The 17533-nt window shown below is 36.3% G+C and carries 13 protein-coding genes and 1 tRNA gene; 4 read left to right on the forward strand and 10 right to left on the reverse strand.

Annotation, left to right across the window (positions count from 1 at the left end; all coding sequences use genetic code 11):
• Positions 1-50 precede the first annotated feature (50 nt).
• Both IPI65_14790 and IPI65_14795 read right to left on the reverse strand, forming a co-directional pair.
• Positions 51-1586 carry a serine hydrolase gene (locus tag IPI65_14790; protein ID MBK7442739.1) on the reverse strand — a complete coding sequence of 512 codons (1536 nt, stop codon included), beginning with the start codon at positions 1584-1586 and terminating at the stop codon, positions 51-53.
• Entirely contained in the window at positions 1576-2199 is a 624-nt protein-coding gene (locus tag IPI65_14795) for a WbqC family protein (protein ID MBK7442740.1), read from the reverse strand. Before IPI65_14795 ends, IPI65_14790 begins: the two co-directional genes overlap by 11 nt.
• A 64-nt stretch (positions 2200-2263) precedes the next feature.
• Here IPI65_14795 and IPI65_14800 point away from each other — a divergent pair, with 64 nt between their 5' ends.
• Complete coding sequence (locus tag IPI65_14800; protein ID MBK7442741.1) at positions 2264-3733, forward strand: GWxTD domain-containing protein; 1470 nt, start codon at positions 2264-2266, stop codon at positions 3731-3733.
• A gap of 17 nt (positions 3734-3750) precedes the next feature.
• Positions 3751-4818, forward strand: coding sequence for a glycosyltransferase family 2 protein (locus IPI65_14805; protein MBK7442742.1), 1068 nt, complete (start codon positions 3751-3753; stop codon positions 4816-4818).
• A gap of 1172 nt (positions 4819-5990) precedes the next feature.
• Here IPI65_14805 and aroQ read toward each other — a convergent pair.
• Positions 5991-6437, reverse strand: coding sequence for a type II 3-dehydroquinate dehydratase (gene aroQ / locus IPI65_14810; GenBank protein ID MBK7442743.1), 447 nt, complete (start codon positions 6435-6437; stop codon positions 5991-5993).
• Between the two features lie 83 nt (positions 6438-6520).
• Here aroQ and xerD point away from each other — a divergent pair, with 83 nt between their 5' ends.
• The gene (gene xerD / locus IPI65_14815) at positions 6521-7423 is read left to right on the forward strand and encodes a site-specific tyrosine recombinase XerD (GenBank protein ID MBK7442744.1); all 903 of its coding nucleotides are present in this window, start codon (positions 6521-6523) and stop codon (positions 7421-7423) included.
• A gap of 189 nt (positions 7424-7612) precedes the next feature.
• A tRNA-Leu gene (locus tag IPI65_14820) sits at positions 7613-7696 on the forward strand.
• Between the two features lie 68 nt (positions 7697-7764).
• On the opposite strand, the gene IPI65_14825 is transcribed toward IPI65_14820, so the two are convergent.
• The 7 genes from IPI65_14825 to IPI65_14855 form a co-directional block, all read right to left on the reverse strand.
• Positions 7765-7986 carry a PspC family transcriptional regulator gene (locus IPI65_14825; protein ID MBK7442745.1) on the reverse strand — a complete coding sequence of 74 codons (222 nt, stop codon included), beginning with the start codon at positions 7984-7986 and terminating at the stop codon, positions 7765-7767.
• A 23-nt stretch (positions 7987-8009) separates the two neighbouring features.
• Positions 8010-9275, reverse strand: coding sequence for a DUF2851 family protein (locus IPI65_14830; GenBank protein MBK7442746.1), 1266 nt, complete (start codon positions 9273-9275; stop codon positions 8010-8012).
• Positions 9276-9335: 60 nt separating this feature from the next.
• Positions 9336-10154: an orotidine-5'-phosphate decarboxylase gene (gene pyrF / locus IPI65_14835; GenBank protein MBK7442747.1), complete on the reverse strand. Its 819-nt coding sequence runs from the start codon at positions 10152-10154 to the stop codon at positions 9336-9338.
• A gap of 448 nt (positions 10155-10602) precedes the next feature.
• Positions 10603-11601, reverse strand: coding sequence for a hypothetical protein (locus IPI65_14840; protein ID MBK7442748.1), 999 nt, complete (start codon positions 11599-11601; stop codon positions 10603-10605).
• A 35-nt stretch (positions 11602-11636) separates the two neighbouring features.
• Positions 11637-14741, reverse strand: coding sequence for a hypothetical protein (locus tag IPI65_14845; GenBank protein ID MBK7442749.1), 3105 nt, complete (start codon positions 14739-14741; stop codon positions 11637-11639).
• A gap of 145 nt (positions 14742-14886) precedes the next feature.
• Positions 14887-15462: a hypothetical protein gene (locus IPI65_14850; GenBank protein MBK7442750.1), complete on the reverse strand. Its 576-nt coding sequence runs from the start codon at positions 15460-15462 to the stop codon at positions 14887-14889.
• A 32-nt stretch (positions 15463-15494) separates the two neighbouring features.
• On the reverse strand, positions 15495-17231 hold the full coding sequence (locus IPI65_14855) for a T9SS type A sorting domain-containing protein (GenBank protein MBK7442751.1): 1737 nt from the start codon (positions 17229-17231) through the stop codon (positions 15495-15497).
• Positions 17232-17533: the final 302 nt, after the last annotated feature.

The following is a 17533-nucleotide window of genomic DNA, read 5'->3' on the forward strand; positions in this document are numbered from 1 at the left end:
TTCTACAATCTCCGTATTGGGAACAATTGCAGCAGAATAAACTTCATCCATCATTCCTGTTTCACAAATTCATAAGGTAAAAAATCAATAAAATCATTGATGGTGATGGTCACACTTTTTACTTTATTATTTTCCACAGTAAATGGCGTTTCCTTAACTCCCCAGCTTACAGGATTGTAATAACAGATAAATTTATTTTCACCAACCGATTTTAAATTGCCTGTTAATTGTGGGTGATGTGCGAAATGAATTTCCAAAGCGCCGTTTTTATTTTCAATAGTAATTTCACCGTAAACACTGTTGTAATATTTTCCGGTATAAGCATTTAAATCAAGCGCAGGTTTGTGATTTTTTTCAATCAGTTTCGCCCATTCTGCCAATTGAATATCCGTTTCCTGATAACCCGGCGCATAAAATCCATAATAAATAGATGATAAATTGCGATATGGTAAACCTAAGTAAGCTTCGAAAATTTGATTTTGTAATGCTTCGTATAATCCATTCGCATCTGTGTTAGTGAGTACAATTACACCAAGTTGAGCTTCCGGAACTACCAGTGTTGTAGTAACAAATCCGTTTGCGCCACCGCTATGTGTCATTAGTTTTTTGCCTTCGTAATCTTTTAAAAACCAACCTAATCCGTACAAATTAAAATGTTGTGATTTATACAACCCAGATGAACCGGAACCGGCGACAGATCTTGGTAATCTGGTATTTTTAATTGCGTCGGCAGAAATTATTTCTTTGCCTTCAAATTTTCCATTCGCTAATTGTAATAACAACCAGTGTGAAAGGTCATTAACGCTAGAATTGATGCTTGCAGCCGGACCTAAATTATCTAAATTGTCATAATCCAGTTTCACCAGTTTGCCATTAAAAATGGTATAAGGTGAACATTTATTTTCATCTTTTAATAAGGCTGCATAAGTTGTAGATGTGCGTGTCATTTTTAAAGGATTAAAAAAATGATATTTTAAATAATCGTCCCAACTGGTATCGGTTACAGCTAAAATTATTTCGCCTGCTGTTAAAAATCCGGCATTACAATATCCATAGGTATCACGAAAATCGTAAGGCGGAATATTTTTTTGCATGTTCTGAATTAATTCTTTTCTGCTTAAATTACTATCCCAGTTCAGAAAATCGCCCTGAAAGGTTTCAAAACCCAAACGATGCGACAAAACATCTTCAATCGTTACCATTTTGGTTATTTCAGGATTATTTAGTGCGAAATAGGGGAGGTAATTAATCACTTTATCATTTAAAGAAATACGGCCTTGTTTTTCGAGAATAGCGAGTGATGTGCCTGTAAATGCCTTGGTATTACTGGCAATCATAAACAAGGTATTTGCATCAACAGGTTTTTTAGTTTCCAAATCGGTAACACCATAACCTTTGGTTGCAACTACTTTTCCGTCTTTAACAATGGCAATCGCTAATCCGGGCACCTGCCAGCGCTGCATTTCACGTTGAATGTAAATGTCCAGACTATCGGTAATAAATGCCGGTTGCTGTGCAGTTAAGCAATATCCTGTTATCAGAAACAAGGATAGTAAACAATATTTTAGCATAATTTTAAATTTCATTGAGTTCAAATTTACCTTTATTAAAAATAGCATCAATAATACTCAGGTTTTCAAAAAAAGGAAAGCGATCGGAAAATACCTGATTGTATGGTTCAAAATTGGTATTTTCCGGATAAATTTTTGGTTTAATTAAATCTCTATAATCTTCATAACCATCAACACCTTTTTCGAGGTATTGTTCCGTAAAAGTAATTTCAGGTTTTAATTTTAAAATAGTGAACACCACCTTTAACGCTGCCATATTCAATTCAAGCAGGGTTTCGAATTTTTTATGATATAAGGGCGCAATTAAATCTTCAAAGTATTCAAAATAGGCACTTCTGCGATAGCAACTCGTTAATGTCATCCAATGATTTTTTTGCCAGTTCATTTCATAACTGATTTTGGTATTGCCTACTGTTTTACGTTCATCATGTTTGTGTTGTAAAGGTATGCTGAGGTGTAAAACGCCGTTGGGACTCAAAATATGACAACGATTGCGATAACTTGCTTTAACAAAACTCGAACTGATGTCCAGACAAATACGGTCACGGCCATCCAATAATTTCATCCAGGCAACCGGGGGCAGATAATGGGGTTCAATTAACAGAATTTTGCTGTTATTTTCTGACATTAAAATGATAGTTTAATTCCGTCTCAATCAAAATAAACTGTAATTTTAACATAATTTTCGGTCTATGAAAAAAATCCTACTTGTCGCCTTTGTGGTAATGATTGCCAAAAGCCTTGTTTTTGGGCAATCGCTCAACCAAAACACCACCGTAAGGGCATGTATGTTTCTGCATCCTGAAGATGGCGCCTACTTTGAAACTTACCTCATTGCAGGTGCTAATGCATTAAAATATGTTCCGGTAAAACCCCGCGGTTTTGCTGCCGGAGTCGATGTGCAAATTTTAATTACACAAGGTGATAAAGTGCTCAATTTCGATAAATACCGACTCAATACACCAACCGTTTACGATACAGCAAAAATTGATTTCAGCATTATTGACCAAAAACGTTTATTCGTGCCAAATGTAGCTTCTGTAGTAGAAGTTAAAATTACAGATATCAACGATTCATTAAATAGTTTTACCTACACCGAAGTATTCAGTTCATTTATGACCGGTGTTGTGCAGATTTCAGATATTCAGTTTGCGGATACGTATAAAATGACATCGGTAAAAAATAATTTTACTAAAAATGGTGTTGAATTACAGCCATATCCATTAAACTTTTTTCCTTCAGGAAGAAATAGTATTATTTTTTACGGAGAAGTTTATAATACCGATAAATATCTTACCGATGATCAGTTTATGATTACGTATTCGATAAAAAATGCCAGCACTGATGAATTTAATCAGCAATTTTATCAATACACAAAAGCAGATAAACAACCGGTATTTTCATTCGTTAAAGAAATGGATATTGCTGATTTACCGGGCGGAAATTATAATTTAATTGTTGAGGTCAGAAATAAAAAAAATGAACTGCTTGCTATGCGCAAAGTATTTATTCAACGCGCAAATGCCGGAGCAATCAACAATTGGGAAAATATTCAGATGATTAATACATCAGGCACTTTCGCCGATAATTATACGGAAGAACAACTCAATTATTTTTTAGATGTTATTAAACCGGTTGCTTCTGAATCGGATCGAAATTTAATTGAATCGTTGAGCGACAGGGTAGAGCCGGATATGAAAAAGAAGTTTCTATACAACTTCTGGGTTGAACGCAATCAGGTGGATCCTTATGCAGAATGGCTGGCTTATCTCGACAGGGTGAAAGAAGTAAACAGTAGTTTCGGAACACCATCACGCCCCGGATATAAAACTGATCGAGGAAGGGTATTTCTGCAATACGGCAGACCTTATGATGTTGTTACCAGTGTGAATGAACCGGGCGCTTACCCGTATGAAATCTGGTTTTACACGACTTTACCGGATAAACAAACCAATATTGGCTTCGCGTTTTATGAGCCTTCCATGGTTTCCAACGACTATATTCTGATGCATTCCAATGCCCGCGGCGAAATAAACGACGAGCGCTGGAAGGTGAAACTTTACGAAAATGTGGCTTCTCCGTCCGAATTAATGGATTTTGATAATACCAAGGTGGAAGATAAAATTGGCGGCTACAGGGCAGTTGACATGTATGAATTTTAGTATATCTTTATCCGTTCATGCATCAGGAAGATATTCTGCAAAAACCGCTGGTTGCGGTGGTTATTCTTTCGTGGAACGGACAACAATACTTGGAGCAGTTTCTGCCTTCGGTTGTTAAGCTGAGTTACCAGCCTTTGGACATTTATGTAGCGGATAATGCATCTACAGATAATACGATAACATTTCTCGAACAACATTATCCTGCAATTAAAATTATTCGTATCAGCAAAAATGAAGGTTTTGCTAAAGGATATAATGTTGCGTTAAAAGATGTAGTTGCTGATTATTATTTACTCTTAAATCAGGACGTTGAAGTTGAGCCTAATTTAATTGAGCCATTATTGGAAAAAATGGAATCGGATGTAAATATTGCGGCTGCACAACCTAAATTATTAGCTTACCATAATAAAAATCAGTTTGAATACGCCGGAGCTGCCGGTGGCTATATCGATAAACTGGGATATCCGTTTTGTAAGGGAAGAATTTTTGATGTTGCGGAGATGGATGAAGGGCAATACAACACAGCAGGTGAAATATTTTGGGCTAGTGGTGCTGCATTATTTGTGCGGGCCGATTTATTTAAACGGTTTAAAGGATTTGATCCCGACTATTTTGCACACATGGAAGAAATTGATTTGTGTTGGCGATTTAAGCGTGCAGGATATAAAATCTGGTATGTCCCTGAATCCGTGGTTTATCATGTTGGTGGTGGTTCTTTGCCAAAAGAAAATCCGCATAAAACCTATCTCAATTTCAGAAATAATTTGTTCATGATTTTTAAAAATTATGAAACGCAGGAATTAATCTGGAAGTTACCGGTAAGAATTTTATTAGAAAATGTTGCATTTTTAAAAGCCTTGTTGCAGGGAAAATGGAAAGAGGCTTTTGCAATATTTAGGGCAGATTGGCATTTTGTTATTTCAATACCATTACAATTAAAAAAGCGCTACGATAACTGGAAAAATTATCATCGCAACCGCATCGATACCACTCGTGTTCGCAAAACCGGCTATTTTTCCGGCAGCATCGTCTGGCAGTTTTTCATCCGCAAGCGCAAGCGGTTCAACGATCTTCCAAGTGAGTAATGAGTGATGAGTAATGAGTGGTGAGGAAGTAAAAAGCAAATTACTTGCACTTAATTTCATTTTTATAAAACAGCCGAAACCACAAAGAAAATACAAAGAGAACAGCCCACTGAGGACACAGAGGGGTTTATAGTAAGATTAAATTATTTATATTAATTGAAATTAAATACTAAAAATATAAATGGTTGAAAAATTTCTCCGCGAACTTTGTGTGCATTTTCTCTGTGGGCTCCGTGGTTACGGCTGTTTCAGAAATTTACTTACTCTTAATTTTATTTTTAAAACAGCCGAAACCACAGAGAACAAAGAGAGCCCACTGAGGACACAGAGGGGTTTATAGTAAGATTAAATTATTTATATTAATTGAAATTAAATACTAAAAGATAAATGGTTGAAAAATTCTCCCGAACTTTGTGTGTATTTTCTTGGGCCTTTGTGGTTTCGGCTGTTTCAAGAAAGTAAATTACTTGCACTTAATTTCATTTTTATAAAACAGCCGAAACCACAAGAAAATACAAAGAGAACAGCCCACTGAGGACACAGAGGGGTTTATAGTAAGATTAAATTATTTATATTAATTGAAATTAAATACTAAAAATATAAATGGTTGAAAAATTTCTCCGCGAACTTTGTGTGCATTTTCTCTGTGGGCTCCGTGGTTACGGCTGTTTCAAGAAGGTAAATTACTTACACTTAATTTTATTTTTTAAAACAGCCGAAACCACAGAGAAAATACAAAGAGAACAGCCCACTGAGGACACAGAGGGGTTTATAGTAAGATTAAATTATTTATATTAATTGAAATTAAATACTAAAAATATAAATGGTTGAAAAATTTCTCCGCGAACTTTGTGTGCATTTTCTCTGTGGGCTCCGTGGTTTCGGCTGTTTCAAGAAAGTAAATTCCTTGCAATTAATTTCATTTTTTAAAACAGCCCAAACCACTAAGACGCTGAGGCCACAAAGAAACACGAAGATTTAAATACACTTAACTTAGCGACCCTTAGCGGCCTTCGAGCCTTCGCGGTTACGGCTGTTAAAAAAATGTATTAGCTAAGAATAATTTACAATCAAAGAAGAAATAAAATCCATCAATCCCCATTATCCCCAAATTGAAATCGAGTAACACTTCACCTCATATCTTGCAGTCCCCACTCATCTCTCATTACTCATTACTCATAATATCCGCTCAGCGGATCACTCTGCTTCAAAAAATATTTAATCGCCAATGCATAACCTTCCAAACCTAAACCAACAATCAAACCTTTACATTTTGCAGTGAGCACATCATTATGGCGATACGCTTCTCTTGCAAAGGTGTTGGAAATATGCACTTCAACCACAGGCGTATTTATTGAACTAATCGCATCAGCAATTGCAATAGAAGTATGCGAATAACCACCCGCATTAATCACAATTCCATCATAAATAAATCCCACCTCATGCAGTTTATCAATTAAAATACCTTCCACATTACTTTGAAAGTATTCCAATTCCACATTCGGAAATCGCAGTTCAAGTGTTTTGAAAAAATCTTCAAATGTTTCGCTGCCATAAATTTCAGGTTCGCGAACACCAAGCAGATTTAAATTCGGACCGTTTATGATGATGATTTTCATTAGTGGACAAATTTACAATTATTCACAATTCGAAATAGCATAAGGAATAAAAGCGTTGAGTAAAATGCATCTATCTTTTCACCGTGAACTGGAATGCTGCGATAAAGGAATTTAAAAACTACCTCCAATTGGAGAAATCACTATCCGCCAACTCGGTAGAAGCCTACATGCGCGACATTGGAAAATTAGCTACCTTCCTCGAAAAAAATTACCCCAACACAGCCCCCGAAAACGTCAACCGCGAACATCTGGAAGGTTTTTTAATCTTTTTACACGAAATCAGCATGAACGACCGCAGTCAGGCCAGGATTATCAGCGGTGTAAGGGCGTTTTACAAGTTTTTGCTCATGGAAGACCTTATAGACAACGATCCGAGTCAGCTGCTGGACTTGCCCAAACTGAGTAGAAAATTGCCTGACACCCTCTCTTACGACGAAATAAGCGCTATTATCTCCGCAATTGACCTCAGTACACCGGAAGGTCAGCGCAATAAAGCCATTTTTGAGACCTTATACAGCTGCGGACTACGAGTAAGTGAATTAACAGGTTTAAAAATCAGCGACATGTTTATGGACGATGGTTTCGTAAAAGTCCGGGGTAAGGGCAACAAAGAACGTTTGGTACCAATAGGGGATAGTGCTATAAATTATATCAATATCTATAAACAAACCGTTCGCAGTCATATTGGTGTGCAGCGGGGTTTTGAAGACCATTTATTCCTGAACCGCAATGGTAGAGCACTTTCCAGGGTTTATATCTTCATGCTCATCAAACAACTCGCCGAAAAAGCCGGCATCAAAAAATCCATCTCCCCCCATACCTTCCGCCACTCCTTCGCCACCCACCTCATCGAAGGCGGTGCCGACCTCCGCGCCGTCCAGGAAATGCTCGGCCACGAATCCATCACCACCACCGAAATCTACACCCACATCGACCGCGAATTCCTCCGCGCCACCTTAATTCAATTCCATCCGAGATTCAAATAATTAACAAGGAACACAGATATAACAGATTTAACGGATTTAACAGGATTAATTTTTCTACTTCAATAGCAAATTGAGTTAAAATTTAAAAAATCCGTCCATACCCGTTTAATCCGTTTAATCAGTGCCTGCCTGCCGTGGTAGGTTCCTTTTTGAACATTCCGGAATTCGTATTACCTTTGCACCCGCCTTGCCCAGGTGGTGGAATTGGTAGACACACTAGCTTGAGGGGCTAGCGCCCGCAAGGGTGTGCAAGTTCGAATCTTGTCCTGGGCACTTCTTACCTCCCAAAACAAAAATTAGTATAATATTCTGATTAACAAATAATTAGGCAGACTTACCTATTATAAATCACGAATCGGATCAATTTTATCGCGCAGGTAATTTTTAAGATTTACCCAAAAAGCAATTATCATATAAATAATCACCGGTGACCCCAGTGCTAAAAATGAAGCATACACAAAAAACAATCGCACACGACTCGACGCTATACCCATTTTTTCTCCCAACCAGGCACAAGCACCAAAGGCGCCGGTTTCTATAAGGTGTTTGATTCGATATAACATAGTTGGTTGTTTTTACAAATATATTAAATTTTCCCGCTTTTCAAAATAGTGAAACCAACACTACACTCCAGGCAACGTTTATTGCTGCAATAATTTTTTTTCAATTCGAGCAGCGCCTGACTGTCACCCGCGTGTTTTGCTTTTATGCCTAAACGTTCCCACTGCCTAGTGATGGTATTGTTTTCCGCTTCTAAATGTTCGAGCAAATCAACAGCATTTACGCAAATTTGTTCATTGCCGGTTTTTTTACCGTACAAAAAAAGTAAAGGCGCAATGGTATTTATCAAAATCAAATCGATAGTATCCTTTCCCAGTGTTGCCGATTTAACTGCTGCTGCTTTTTTAAAATGATAATGTTCCTTCCAATATGCCGAAGCCTCCGCCTGAAATATTTTTTTTATCGATTTACTATCTACACAACTTAATATTGCTGAAAATAAACGGTCGTGCGCGGATAAAAATGACGCGAGCTGACTCATCCGAACCGTCGGGAAATTTGCAGGCCGCATCCGCAAAAATTTCCATTCCAGCGGACGAATTCCTTCCAACCGGTATTTTGATTTCAGAAAAACATATTCCGCCTGCAACTGATGCGGATATAATTCGCGGAAACTGCCTTCCAAAAATCCGGCCTGACCAAACAATAATGCTTCAATTTGTTTGGGCTGATTTAAATGTTTTAAAATAATTTTATAAGGCAAACTTCTTGCAACACCTTCAAATGGATCAGCATTAATATTGGTGCCGAAATTTCTTGCAATTAACTGATAACAGGTTTCTTCCCAATCCTGATTATTTAATATTAATCTGTTTTCTACATTAAGCGCTTTTTGTTCCAGCCTTTCTGTTAATAAGCGGTTAAGTTGTTGTTTAATCGTAATTTCATTTACTGCATGCAAACTTTTTTCACAAGGAATCCACGCAGCAGTTTGCATCATAAATTTATAAGTATCAATTAATTTTTCATCGATTAAATTTTTTAATACCAGCGTTGGCATTTTACTTTTTTCATCGTCGTGTATATACACCGCATGTAATATCACATTGTCGTAAGCCCTGTCGCTGCTGTGTTTGTGCTCATTCCATTCCGATGAACGGATATGAATTTCAACATTACCGGCCCAGGTAGTTCCTCCAATTTTAATACGTGCATTCGTAAAATCCGGACCACTATGTGTATTGTGGTCGCCATTGTGAATTAAGGTGATTGGGTCACCGTCAGTTGTAAAAATACCGGTAGTGGTAAACAACTTCATCTTCCAGATAAACTGGAGAAATGCTTCGTTCATAAACAAATTTTTAAGGGTAAAACAATAAATTTTTATTATCCTGCGATAATAGCACGCAAGTTATAAAAATTTATTTTCCAACAAAAGATTTTCCATTTCTTTTTGCACTGCCTGTGCTTTTTTGGAAGCTGCTTCAGCAAAGTCCGTTCCCTTGCTTGCATAAATAATATCGCGTGTAGAATTAATTAATAATCCGCAATCTTTATCTATTCCGTTCCGCGTAACCGCGGCTAAGTCGCCGCCCTGTGCACCAACGCCCGGAACCAGTAAAAAATTATCAGGTGCAATTTTGCGTATGCGTGTAAAATAATCCGGATGTGTTGCACCAACAACAAACATCAAATTTTCGGGATTTCCCCAAGTGTTAGCTTTTTTTATAACGCGTTCAAATAATTGCTCATCATTTTCCTGCATCAGTTGAAAATCGCTGCTGCCTTTATTAGATGTTAATGCCAACAAAATAACCCACTTGCCTTCAAATTGTAAAAAAGGTGTAACGCTATCCTCACCCATATAAGGCGCAACGGTTATGGAATCAAATGGCATATTTTTGAAAAAAGCCTCCGCATACCGCGACGAAGTATTACCAATATCACCACGTTTGGCATCAGCAATAGTAAAATGGGTTTTGCCGATATACGCTACCGTTTTTTCCAGACTCGTCCAACCCTTAGCGCCATAAGCCTCATAAAACGCCACATTGGGTTTATAAGCCACACAATAATCGCGCGTAGCATCAATTATTTGTTTATTAAACTCAAAAATCGGATCTTCCGTATCCAGCAAATGCGCCGGAATTTTATCTAAATCAGTATCCAAACCTACACAGAGGTAGCTTTTTTTATCCCGAATTTGTTGTATGAGTTCAGCTTTGTGCATAATGTTTTGCAAAGTAAATGAATTATTAGCATTCACCAACAAGCATTTAAACACCACCCCAAAAAACCGATATTAAAAAGTAACTGCATCCTCCTAAATCAAATTATTAATATTTGGAGCATCAACATCCCCCACGCCGGCAAAATCTGCACCGGCTTTGCGCTCCAACAAACTTATTTTCTCCAATCTTACGGCGAACCGGCTGTTCCATTGGTACATCGGTACATTAAATCATTGGTACATTAGTTTGTTTCCGCTTCAATCCGGGCTAGATGAACATTTCTACAATTCATCACAAATAACCAATTAAATTTAAAAACTGCGGTGTTATTGATTGAAATTCGCATACAATTTAATATTTATTCAACAACCAATGTTTCCGATCCAATCATTACATTATTGCTCAATATTTCAATAATATAAAGTCCTGATTGCAAATCTATAATACTTAACCATGATAAAAATAATCACTTCGGAGTTGCTGCGATTTTATTTTTATCCCAGTAAGATTATATATATTTACAATGTTGTTTACATTTAAATCGATATTATTTAATTGAATATATACAATCTCATCTGTAGGGTTAGGGAATACTTTAAAAGTTGGTTGTTGATCTTTTATAATATCTGATCCCTTTCGTAATTCTATTTCAGGTATATCGTCAATTATTTCAGGGTAGTTTTCCCTATATACATAACTAAGTATATTTTGTGCTGCCACGCCTGCGGGAGTTTCTTTATTAGCTATGTTTCTGATAATTGATTCTTCTATCAGAGAGATTTCATTTAATAACCTTCCTGAACTATCGATACTCAATATTATTGAATAAAGCACTTTGAAGTCACTGCCATTTTGATCAGTTTCGTTGTAGTTATTTAACAATTCAAATGCATCACTATATTGAGTGGTTGATGCCAATAAGCCAATTTTATTTTGAATTGCCCAATCTCCGGATTCCAAATTCAGGATTGCAAACGCAGAATCTAAATCACTTTCCTTGATACGATCACTTATTGATTCTGTAACCGCTTGTTGTCTTTTAGTTTCAAGAACATCAATAGTTGCAAGTAAATCGTTCATTGGAGAGTTTATTAATTCGTCATTAATAATATTCTGATTCAAGGTTTGAACAATTGTTGGAGATACTTCATAGTTGCTACTTTCAATAGTATTTGCAGTAGAATCTGAAATAGGGTAATTATTACCCATTATACCTAATAAATCGCTTGCAACTAAAGGTTCCTCTTGCACTAAGGTTTGTAATGCTTTATCACTGAGATAAGGGCTTTTTTCAGTTAATTCATAATACAATTGAGACGGTGAAACACCTCCAGAAATATCTGAAATTAACAATTCCGTATTTCCTCCGTCAATTTTTTCGTTTTCCACATCAATTGCCTCTTGAAAATTTGCTGCTTCTGTCATCATCATTCTTTCTTCATGCACTCCTCCTAAGGTTGAGGCACAATCTTCATCGCCACTTACATTGCAATTGTGTAAAGTAATTTTGTTGTTGTATAATCATTTGGTATGTAAATGCTTTCAGTATGATGCCTGTAATTCAACGTAATGCTTGGGATAATTCTGAAATCACTTTCGGAACCTCCGTCATGACTAAATTGATTCCCTGCTGGTTGTGTAATAGAAGCATTACAGATTCCTTGATTACCAAGAGTTCCTGAAGTAACGATAATATTGTAATTTGCAATAGGTGAAAGGAAGGTATTGCAATGGATTTGAAGTTTTGAATTATTACCTTGGCTTCTCATGCCAATTTCTATATCCTCAAAAGTATTTCTATAAATCTCAGTTGAAGCATTTGAATTATTTTCAATTAATATTCCTGAACAATAATTGGAGCTTGAACTTAAGGTTTCATATTTCGTAAAATAGTTACCTTCAACTTGGTAATTTATACAACCTTCAAGATAAAGTCCATATCCGGTTTTAGTACTGTAATCTGGAACTTTAAAATTATTTCGGGTAATATCTGAATTCGTTACCGCAGAAAATAACACTGCCCGCTCATTATTTGTAAAATTTACTCCATAAATTGATATATTTCTTGGCCTTGCTGCTGTATTCGCTGCGTAAATTGCTCGATAATATCCGGAGAAATTTGAGTATTGCACTTCACAACCTTCTTCAGCAAGACCTTCACAAAGTTCGCCTTCAACTCTATATGTTGCGTTGATACTTTTAATCGCAATTGGATAGTTTACATCAATACAATTATTGAATGTATTTGTGAAATTGCAATATCTAAAATCAATACCATCCACATCGGTTAAAAATACATCAGCAGGACAAATCGTTTCACAAGGCAATGTTTCATCTTTAATAAAATTACAACTGACAAATTCACTGATATTATCATCATTAGTATTTGTAGGTGAATAATCGTAAGGTCTCATGTCTATACTAACTTGATTATTATGGAAAATTGCTGTATTACCTACGATAATTCCCCCATAAAATGAATTGTCCGTTGGCGATGTTGAATTAAATGTTGTTATTCCAGTTACAGCATTTTCAATAGTGCCACCGTTTTTAATAAAAACAACACCATGATCATCCCCATCAACAGGATATGCACCTGAATAAATATTTCCAACAGAAATGGGATGAGCAACACTATTTCCTTTACCCCAAACTTCAATTCCTTGCCAGAAATCACAATGGTTAGTAATTGTTCCTCCATCAACAATTAACGCTCCACCATTTTCTACAATAATTTTTCCATTTAGCCGCATTCTAACTTCGCAATTTACAATCGTTAGACGTGCACCTGTATGTATGACAATATCACTATATGCATCCATTGATTGAGTCCAATTTATATCTCCAGTAATTTCTATTTGGGAAGAAATTATCGGTAATGGTGTTTCCCAAATTCCAAATCCAAAAGTGCTTGCTCGGAGCGTGCTTGAACAATTATTAATTTCGAGGTCATTTACGCTACAGTATGGGAGATTGTCATTGAAACATTCCCATGCACCTTCCCCAGATGTAGTACCTGGCGTTTTGTGCCATATAAATACACCAACATCTGTACCAGCAAACAAAACATCATTTGTCCCATTCCAATATTCCAAAGTTAAAACAGGGTAATTGGGGAGACCTATTGATCTATTTATCCAAGTTAATCCGCCATCCATGGAATAGTATACCCGACCACTTTTTTCACGAGAATTAGTTGTTAAGTAGTTATGGTCAAAACTCATTTTTGTACCTCCAAATGCAATCCAGATCTCTAGAGGGTTATGAGGATCAATGACAATGTCTGTTATCCAAGAATAATTAATTTGACTAAGTACATCTCCATCTATAATATTAGGTGTTCGATCATTTACTTCGTATGGATCACCCCCTGCACTATGATAAATTGATCTGACAAATTTAATATTATCAGTTATTGTTTTGGGGCCCTTGGTGGCAATATAATAGGTAGTATCGGTTAATAGCGGCCAATTCTCAACTCTTATAAATGTTGAAATTGCTTCCTTAGATTGAGGTTCCGTTGCTAAAACATCCAAATCCTTATAATAAATTGCACTTTTTTGAAAGTAGGTGTTGGCAGGGCCATTTGTAAAGGTTCCACTTAATTCTTTACTAAATTGAAAAATATCGACTGTTCCTTCAAAAAAGTTACCACTTTTATCAAAATCAAATGGCCGGTATGACCAACCGGCTTCATCATCGTTAATAGTAAAACCTGCTGCAGGATTCGGTTTTGGAATAAAGAGTTCGTGCGCAGAATATCCACCAGGGGCTAATGTGAGCGTCCACGTTATTGATGGTTTGAAAAAACCTCCATTAACATGGTATACGCCAATGTTTGGATCAATTGGAGATATTTTTGCTCTTTCATAATCACCTTGCCCTAGTCTATTATTAAAAGTCAAGTTATTGGGTATTAAAGGGTCTTTTGTGATTAAGTAACCATTCCCATCGCCCGAACTAGCCAAAATTTTATTATCCTCTAACTCAGAGTTAGAAAATGCATTAAATTCAGTAATTGCTAAGCCGTGGCCATTAATATTTACCCATTGACCGTCATTATCTAAAGGCCCTCCATCAAATATTAGTTCTTTCGTTGCACAACGGCTAATACCTCCATCATGAGCAATAAATATATAATCTTCAATATCAGACTGATAATAAGCCATGGCTCTGATATCGGCATGAGTATTTGCACCATAATAACGACTTGCTGTATAAAATACAATCGGATCAGATGAATTTGGCAGATCAGCTTTGAATAATTCACCCTGTGCTCGACGGATGAAACACATATCTAATGCGTCTGGACAAACCAACAACTCTCTTAATTCATAAAGATTATCATCGGCATAGTATCCTGATGTCAAGCCACTAATATCATGCGTATTGGCGATTGAAATTGAAAAGGGGTTGGAAACGTCATATTGATATAAATAGGAGATAGTAATGTCAGTACCTGCATCAAAAGAAAAACAATAATAAATGTACATAGTGGTTGCATTTGCACAAACTGCACTACATTTAAAATCAACTAACGTAGAGCCTGGTGGTGGCACAGGAGCTGCAGGAGTAGGAACTGGCAACCAAGTTAATCCTGCGTTTGGCGTATAATATACATCAGATGTACTGCCCCCAATTGAACTAATTACTTGAAAGTTTGGATTCTCTGGTAAAAAATCAATTTCGCTTGAATAATGCTGTGAACCAGTTGTGAAATCATCTAAGGTTTTAAAAGGTCCAGTCGCTGGTCGTTAAATTTTTTACATAAATATTGGGGCCATTTAATACATAAAGATCACTACTACCCGGTTTTAAAAACAGATGCATGCTTCCAATATTGCCTGTTCTAGTAAACGGATGTCCTACTAAGCTTGGATCAATATCCATTGAATAATCATATTGCCATGAAATACCATTATTATTTGAAAATGCAATTCCAACCGAATATTCATTAATTTCAGTTCCAAGGAACTGTGTAGCTAAATAAATTCTATCGTCGTTTGCTAATGGCGTGCCGTTATCATAAACAGCAATACCTTGGACTCCGCATGCAGGTAGTTGAAACCCTGTTAAATTTGACCAATTTGCACCACCATCTGTTGATTTCCAAAGGCCACTAGCTCTTGTTCCTAACAAAATATACTGTGGGTTATTTGGAGATACCCAAACACTGATTGCTCGGCCCATATTGCTAACAGTATAGTCATCAACAGGCCCAATTAATTTCCAGTTGGATGGTAAATACGAAGGATTACAGCTAACAGGATCTTGACCAAAGGTTAATCGGATTGAGAAAGAGGTCAAAAGCACAAGGATTGATGTGAATTTTATCATAATCAATTATTTTTATGATTGACATAAACTAAGGAGCTCGAGATTATTTCACCATTTATAATGAGTGTAAAAAAATAAGGCCCACTTTTGAAATTACTCGTATTTAACTCTGTTAGCATTGAATCAATTTCGGTTGAGTAAACCTTTTGCCCTATAGTATTATAAATCTCTAACAAAGCTGGAAAGTGATTACCACTATATCTTATAGAGATTTGTCCTGAAGTTGGGTTTGGAAACACACTAAATAAATTGCTGATAGGGTTTGTAACGATTGGACTGCTTTCAAGTTTGAATTTTACAATCCAGGCATCTGTTGTCCAAATGAATGGAATTCCAAGTTGGTGCCCACATGTTATATCATAATTTGGTAATGTATCTGGGACTGGACATTTGCCGAAAAAAAAGAGTGATGAGTTAAGTTTTACCAGACCCCCATAAAAATGCGATCCACCTAGTTCGCCATCCAAAGTGCTTCCACCAAAGTTCATTGACCAAACTAAATTTAAATTGCTATCAGTTTTCATGAGCCAATAATCAGAAGCAGAGCCATTATTATAGTTATCCGGTAGATCGAAATCTAATGACGAACTCAATCCGATAAAATAGTTATTTTTATTTTCATCTTCTGTGTGAGTTGAAAGGAAATCTGTTCCTGTACCACCAAACTGTGACATATTGGTCAATTCCAAACTATCATTTATGTAACCAACGGCACCTTCAAAACCAGAATGTCCTTCTGGAGACGGGAATAATAGAGATGAAGCATATCCGCAGCCAACTATTGTAATTGTATGATTATCATTAATAAATATTTCACCGTCTTGTATAGTCAAGTCATTTAAAGATGAAATAACATTTGTTTTAATAATGTCACCATAATTGTTTAGCTCAAATAACCATCGTTTAGTTTCTCCAACCAAACCAAGTCCAATCAAGTCAAAATTTGATGATTGCGATTGAGCTTGAATTACGTATTTATTGGGTTCAATTTCAACAGGATCACCTAATGGAATTTCGTCATCGCTGCCACCATAATTATGAACCCATTCAATTAATCCCAATGAATTTAATTTCACTACAATTACATCTCTCGAAGTTGAAGAACCATAGTGATTGGGGATATCGCCATCTTCAAAAGCAGAACTGCCTGTAATAATCGCCCCACCATCTGATGTTGCTAAAATACTTGTATAAGTGTCTAAACCCGAACTTCCGATGGATTCCCCCCAAATAACACTACCATTTGAATCAACTTTAAGTATAACAATGTCTTGACCTCCATTATTACCTGAGAATGTTCCATTTGTTGCAGTAGATATACCTGCTAATAAATATTCACTGTTAAATTCAATAATATCTTCTAAAGTTGTAAATCCATCTGAGCCACCGAAACCAACTTGCCAAATTAAATTAAGCGAAGTATCAAATTTCATTAAAATACTTGGATATGATAAGGTGTCAAAATCCGTTGCATCTCCATCGGAACCTCCATAAAACGTTAATGCTAATAAATTTTGATCGTTTGTAATAATGGCATCTGTAAAATAATCATCGGCGGTTGTCCCAAAACAATAAGTTTGAACAATAGTAGGTTGACTAAATAAAATAAGACTTTTTAATATGAGTAATAACAAAGGTAAAACCTTGTTGTAATATTTATAAAAAGTATGACAAAGTAACAAGGCACCTGATGGTAAATATAGCCTCTTGAACAAATTATGGTTACTTGTCAATTGCATTTTGTTACTATTTACTGTAAATATATGAAAATGCAATTAAATATCCAAGTTTAAAAAAAAATATTAGCTTGGTTGCCTTACGGCTTAATGATGCATTTTACATAAAATAGAGCAGTAAGTATATTGCTTGCTGCTTGCAAAGTCGAAGGATACATGAGCGCAGAACGGCTGTTGATAGGAACGGCGCGCTGGGTGGGTTCTTGGGAGTCATCGCAAATAGAAGCAGTTTGCTAGGCCAGTCAAACAGGCATGGATCAAGCAATGTATATTGATTTCACGCAATTGCATAGTCAAAAAAAGAG

This window comes from Bacteroidota bacterium (assembly GCA_016706255.1).
Lineage (GTDB): Bacteria > Bacteroidota > Bacteroidia > Chitinophagales > BACL12 > UBA7236.

Bases quoted from the DNA above. Each gene is read 5' to 3' on its own strand.
- IPI65_14795 (MBK7442740.1), bottom strand. From the start codon at position 2,199: ATGTCAGAAAATAACAGCAAAATTCTGTTAATTGAACCCCATTATCTG.
- IPI65_14825 (MBK7442745.1), bottom strand. From the start codon at position 7,986: ATGTTATATCGAATCAAACACCTTATAGAAACCGGCGCCTTTGGTGCT.
- IPI65_14855 (MBK7442751.1), bottom strand. From the start codon at position 17,231: ATGCAATTGACAAGTAACCATAATTTGTTCAAGAGGCTATATTTACCA.
- aroQ (MBK7442743.1), bottom strand. From the start codon at position 6,437: ATGAAAATCATCATCATAAACGGTCCGAATTTAAATCTGCTTGGTGTT.
- IPI65_14805 (MBK7442742.1), top strand. From the start codon at position 3,751: ATGCATCAGGAAGATATTCTGCAAAAACCGCTGGTTGCGGTGGTTATT.
- pyrF (MBK7442747.1), bottom strand. From the start codon at position 10,154: ATGCACAAAGCTGAACTCATACAACAAATTCGGGATAAAAAAAGCTAC.
- IPI65_14790 (MBK7442739.1), bottom strand. From the start codon at position 1,586: ATGAAATTTAAAATTATGCTAAAATATTGTTTACTATCCTTGTTTCTG.
- IPI65_14830 (MBK7442746.1), bottom strand. From the start codon at position 9,275: ATGAACGAAGCATTTCTCCAGTTTATCTGGAAGATGAAGTTGTTTACC.
- IPI65_14800 (MBK7442741.1), top strand. From the start codon at position 2,264: ATGAAAAAAATCCTACTTGTCGCCTTTGTGGTAATGATTGCCAAAAGC.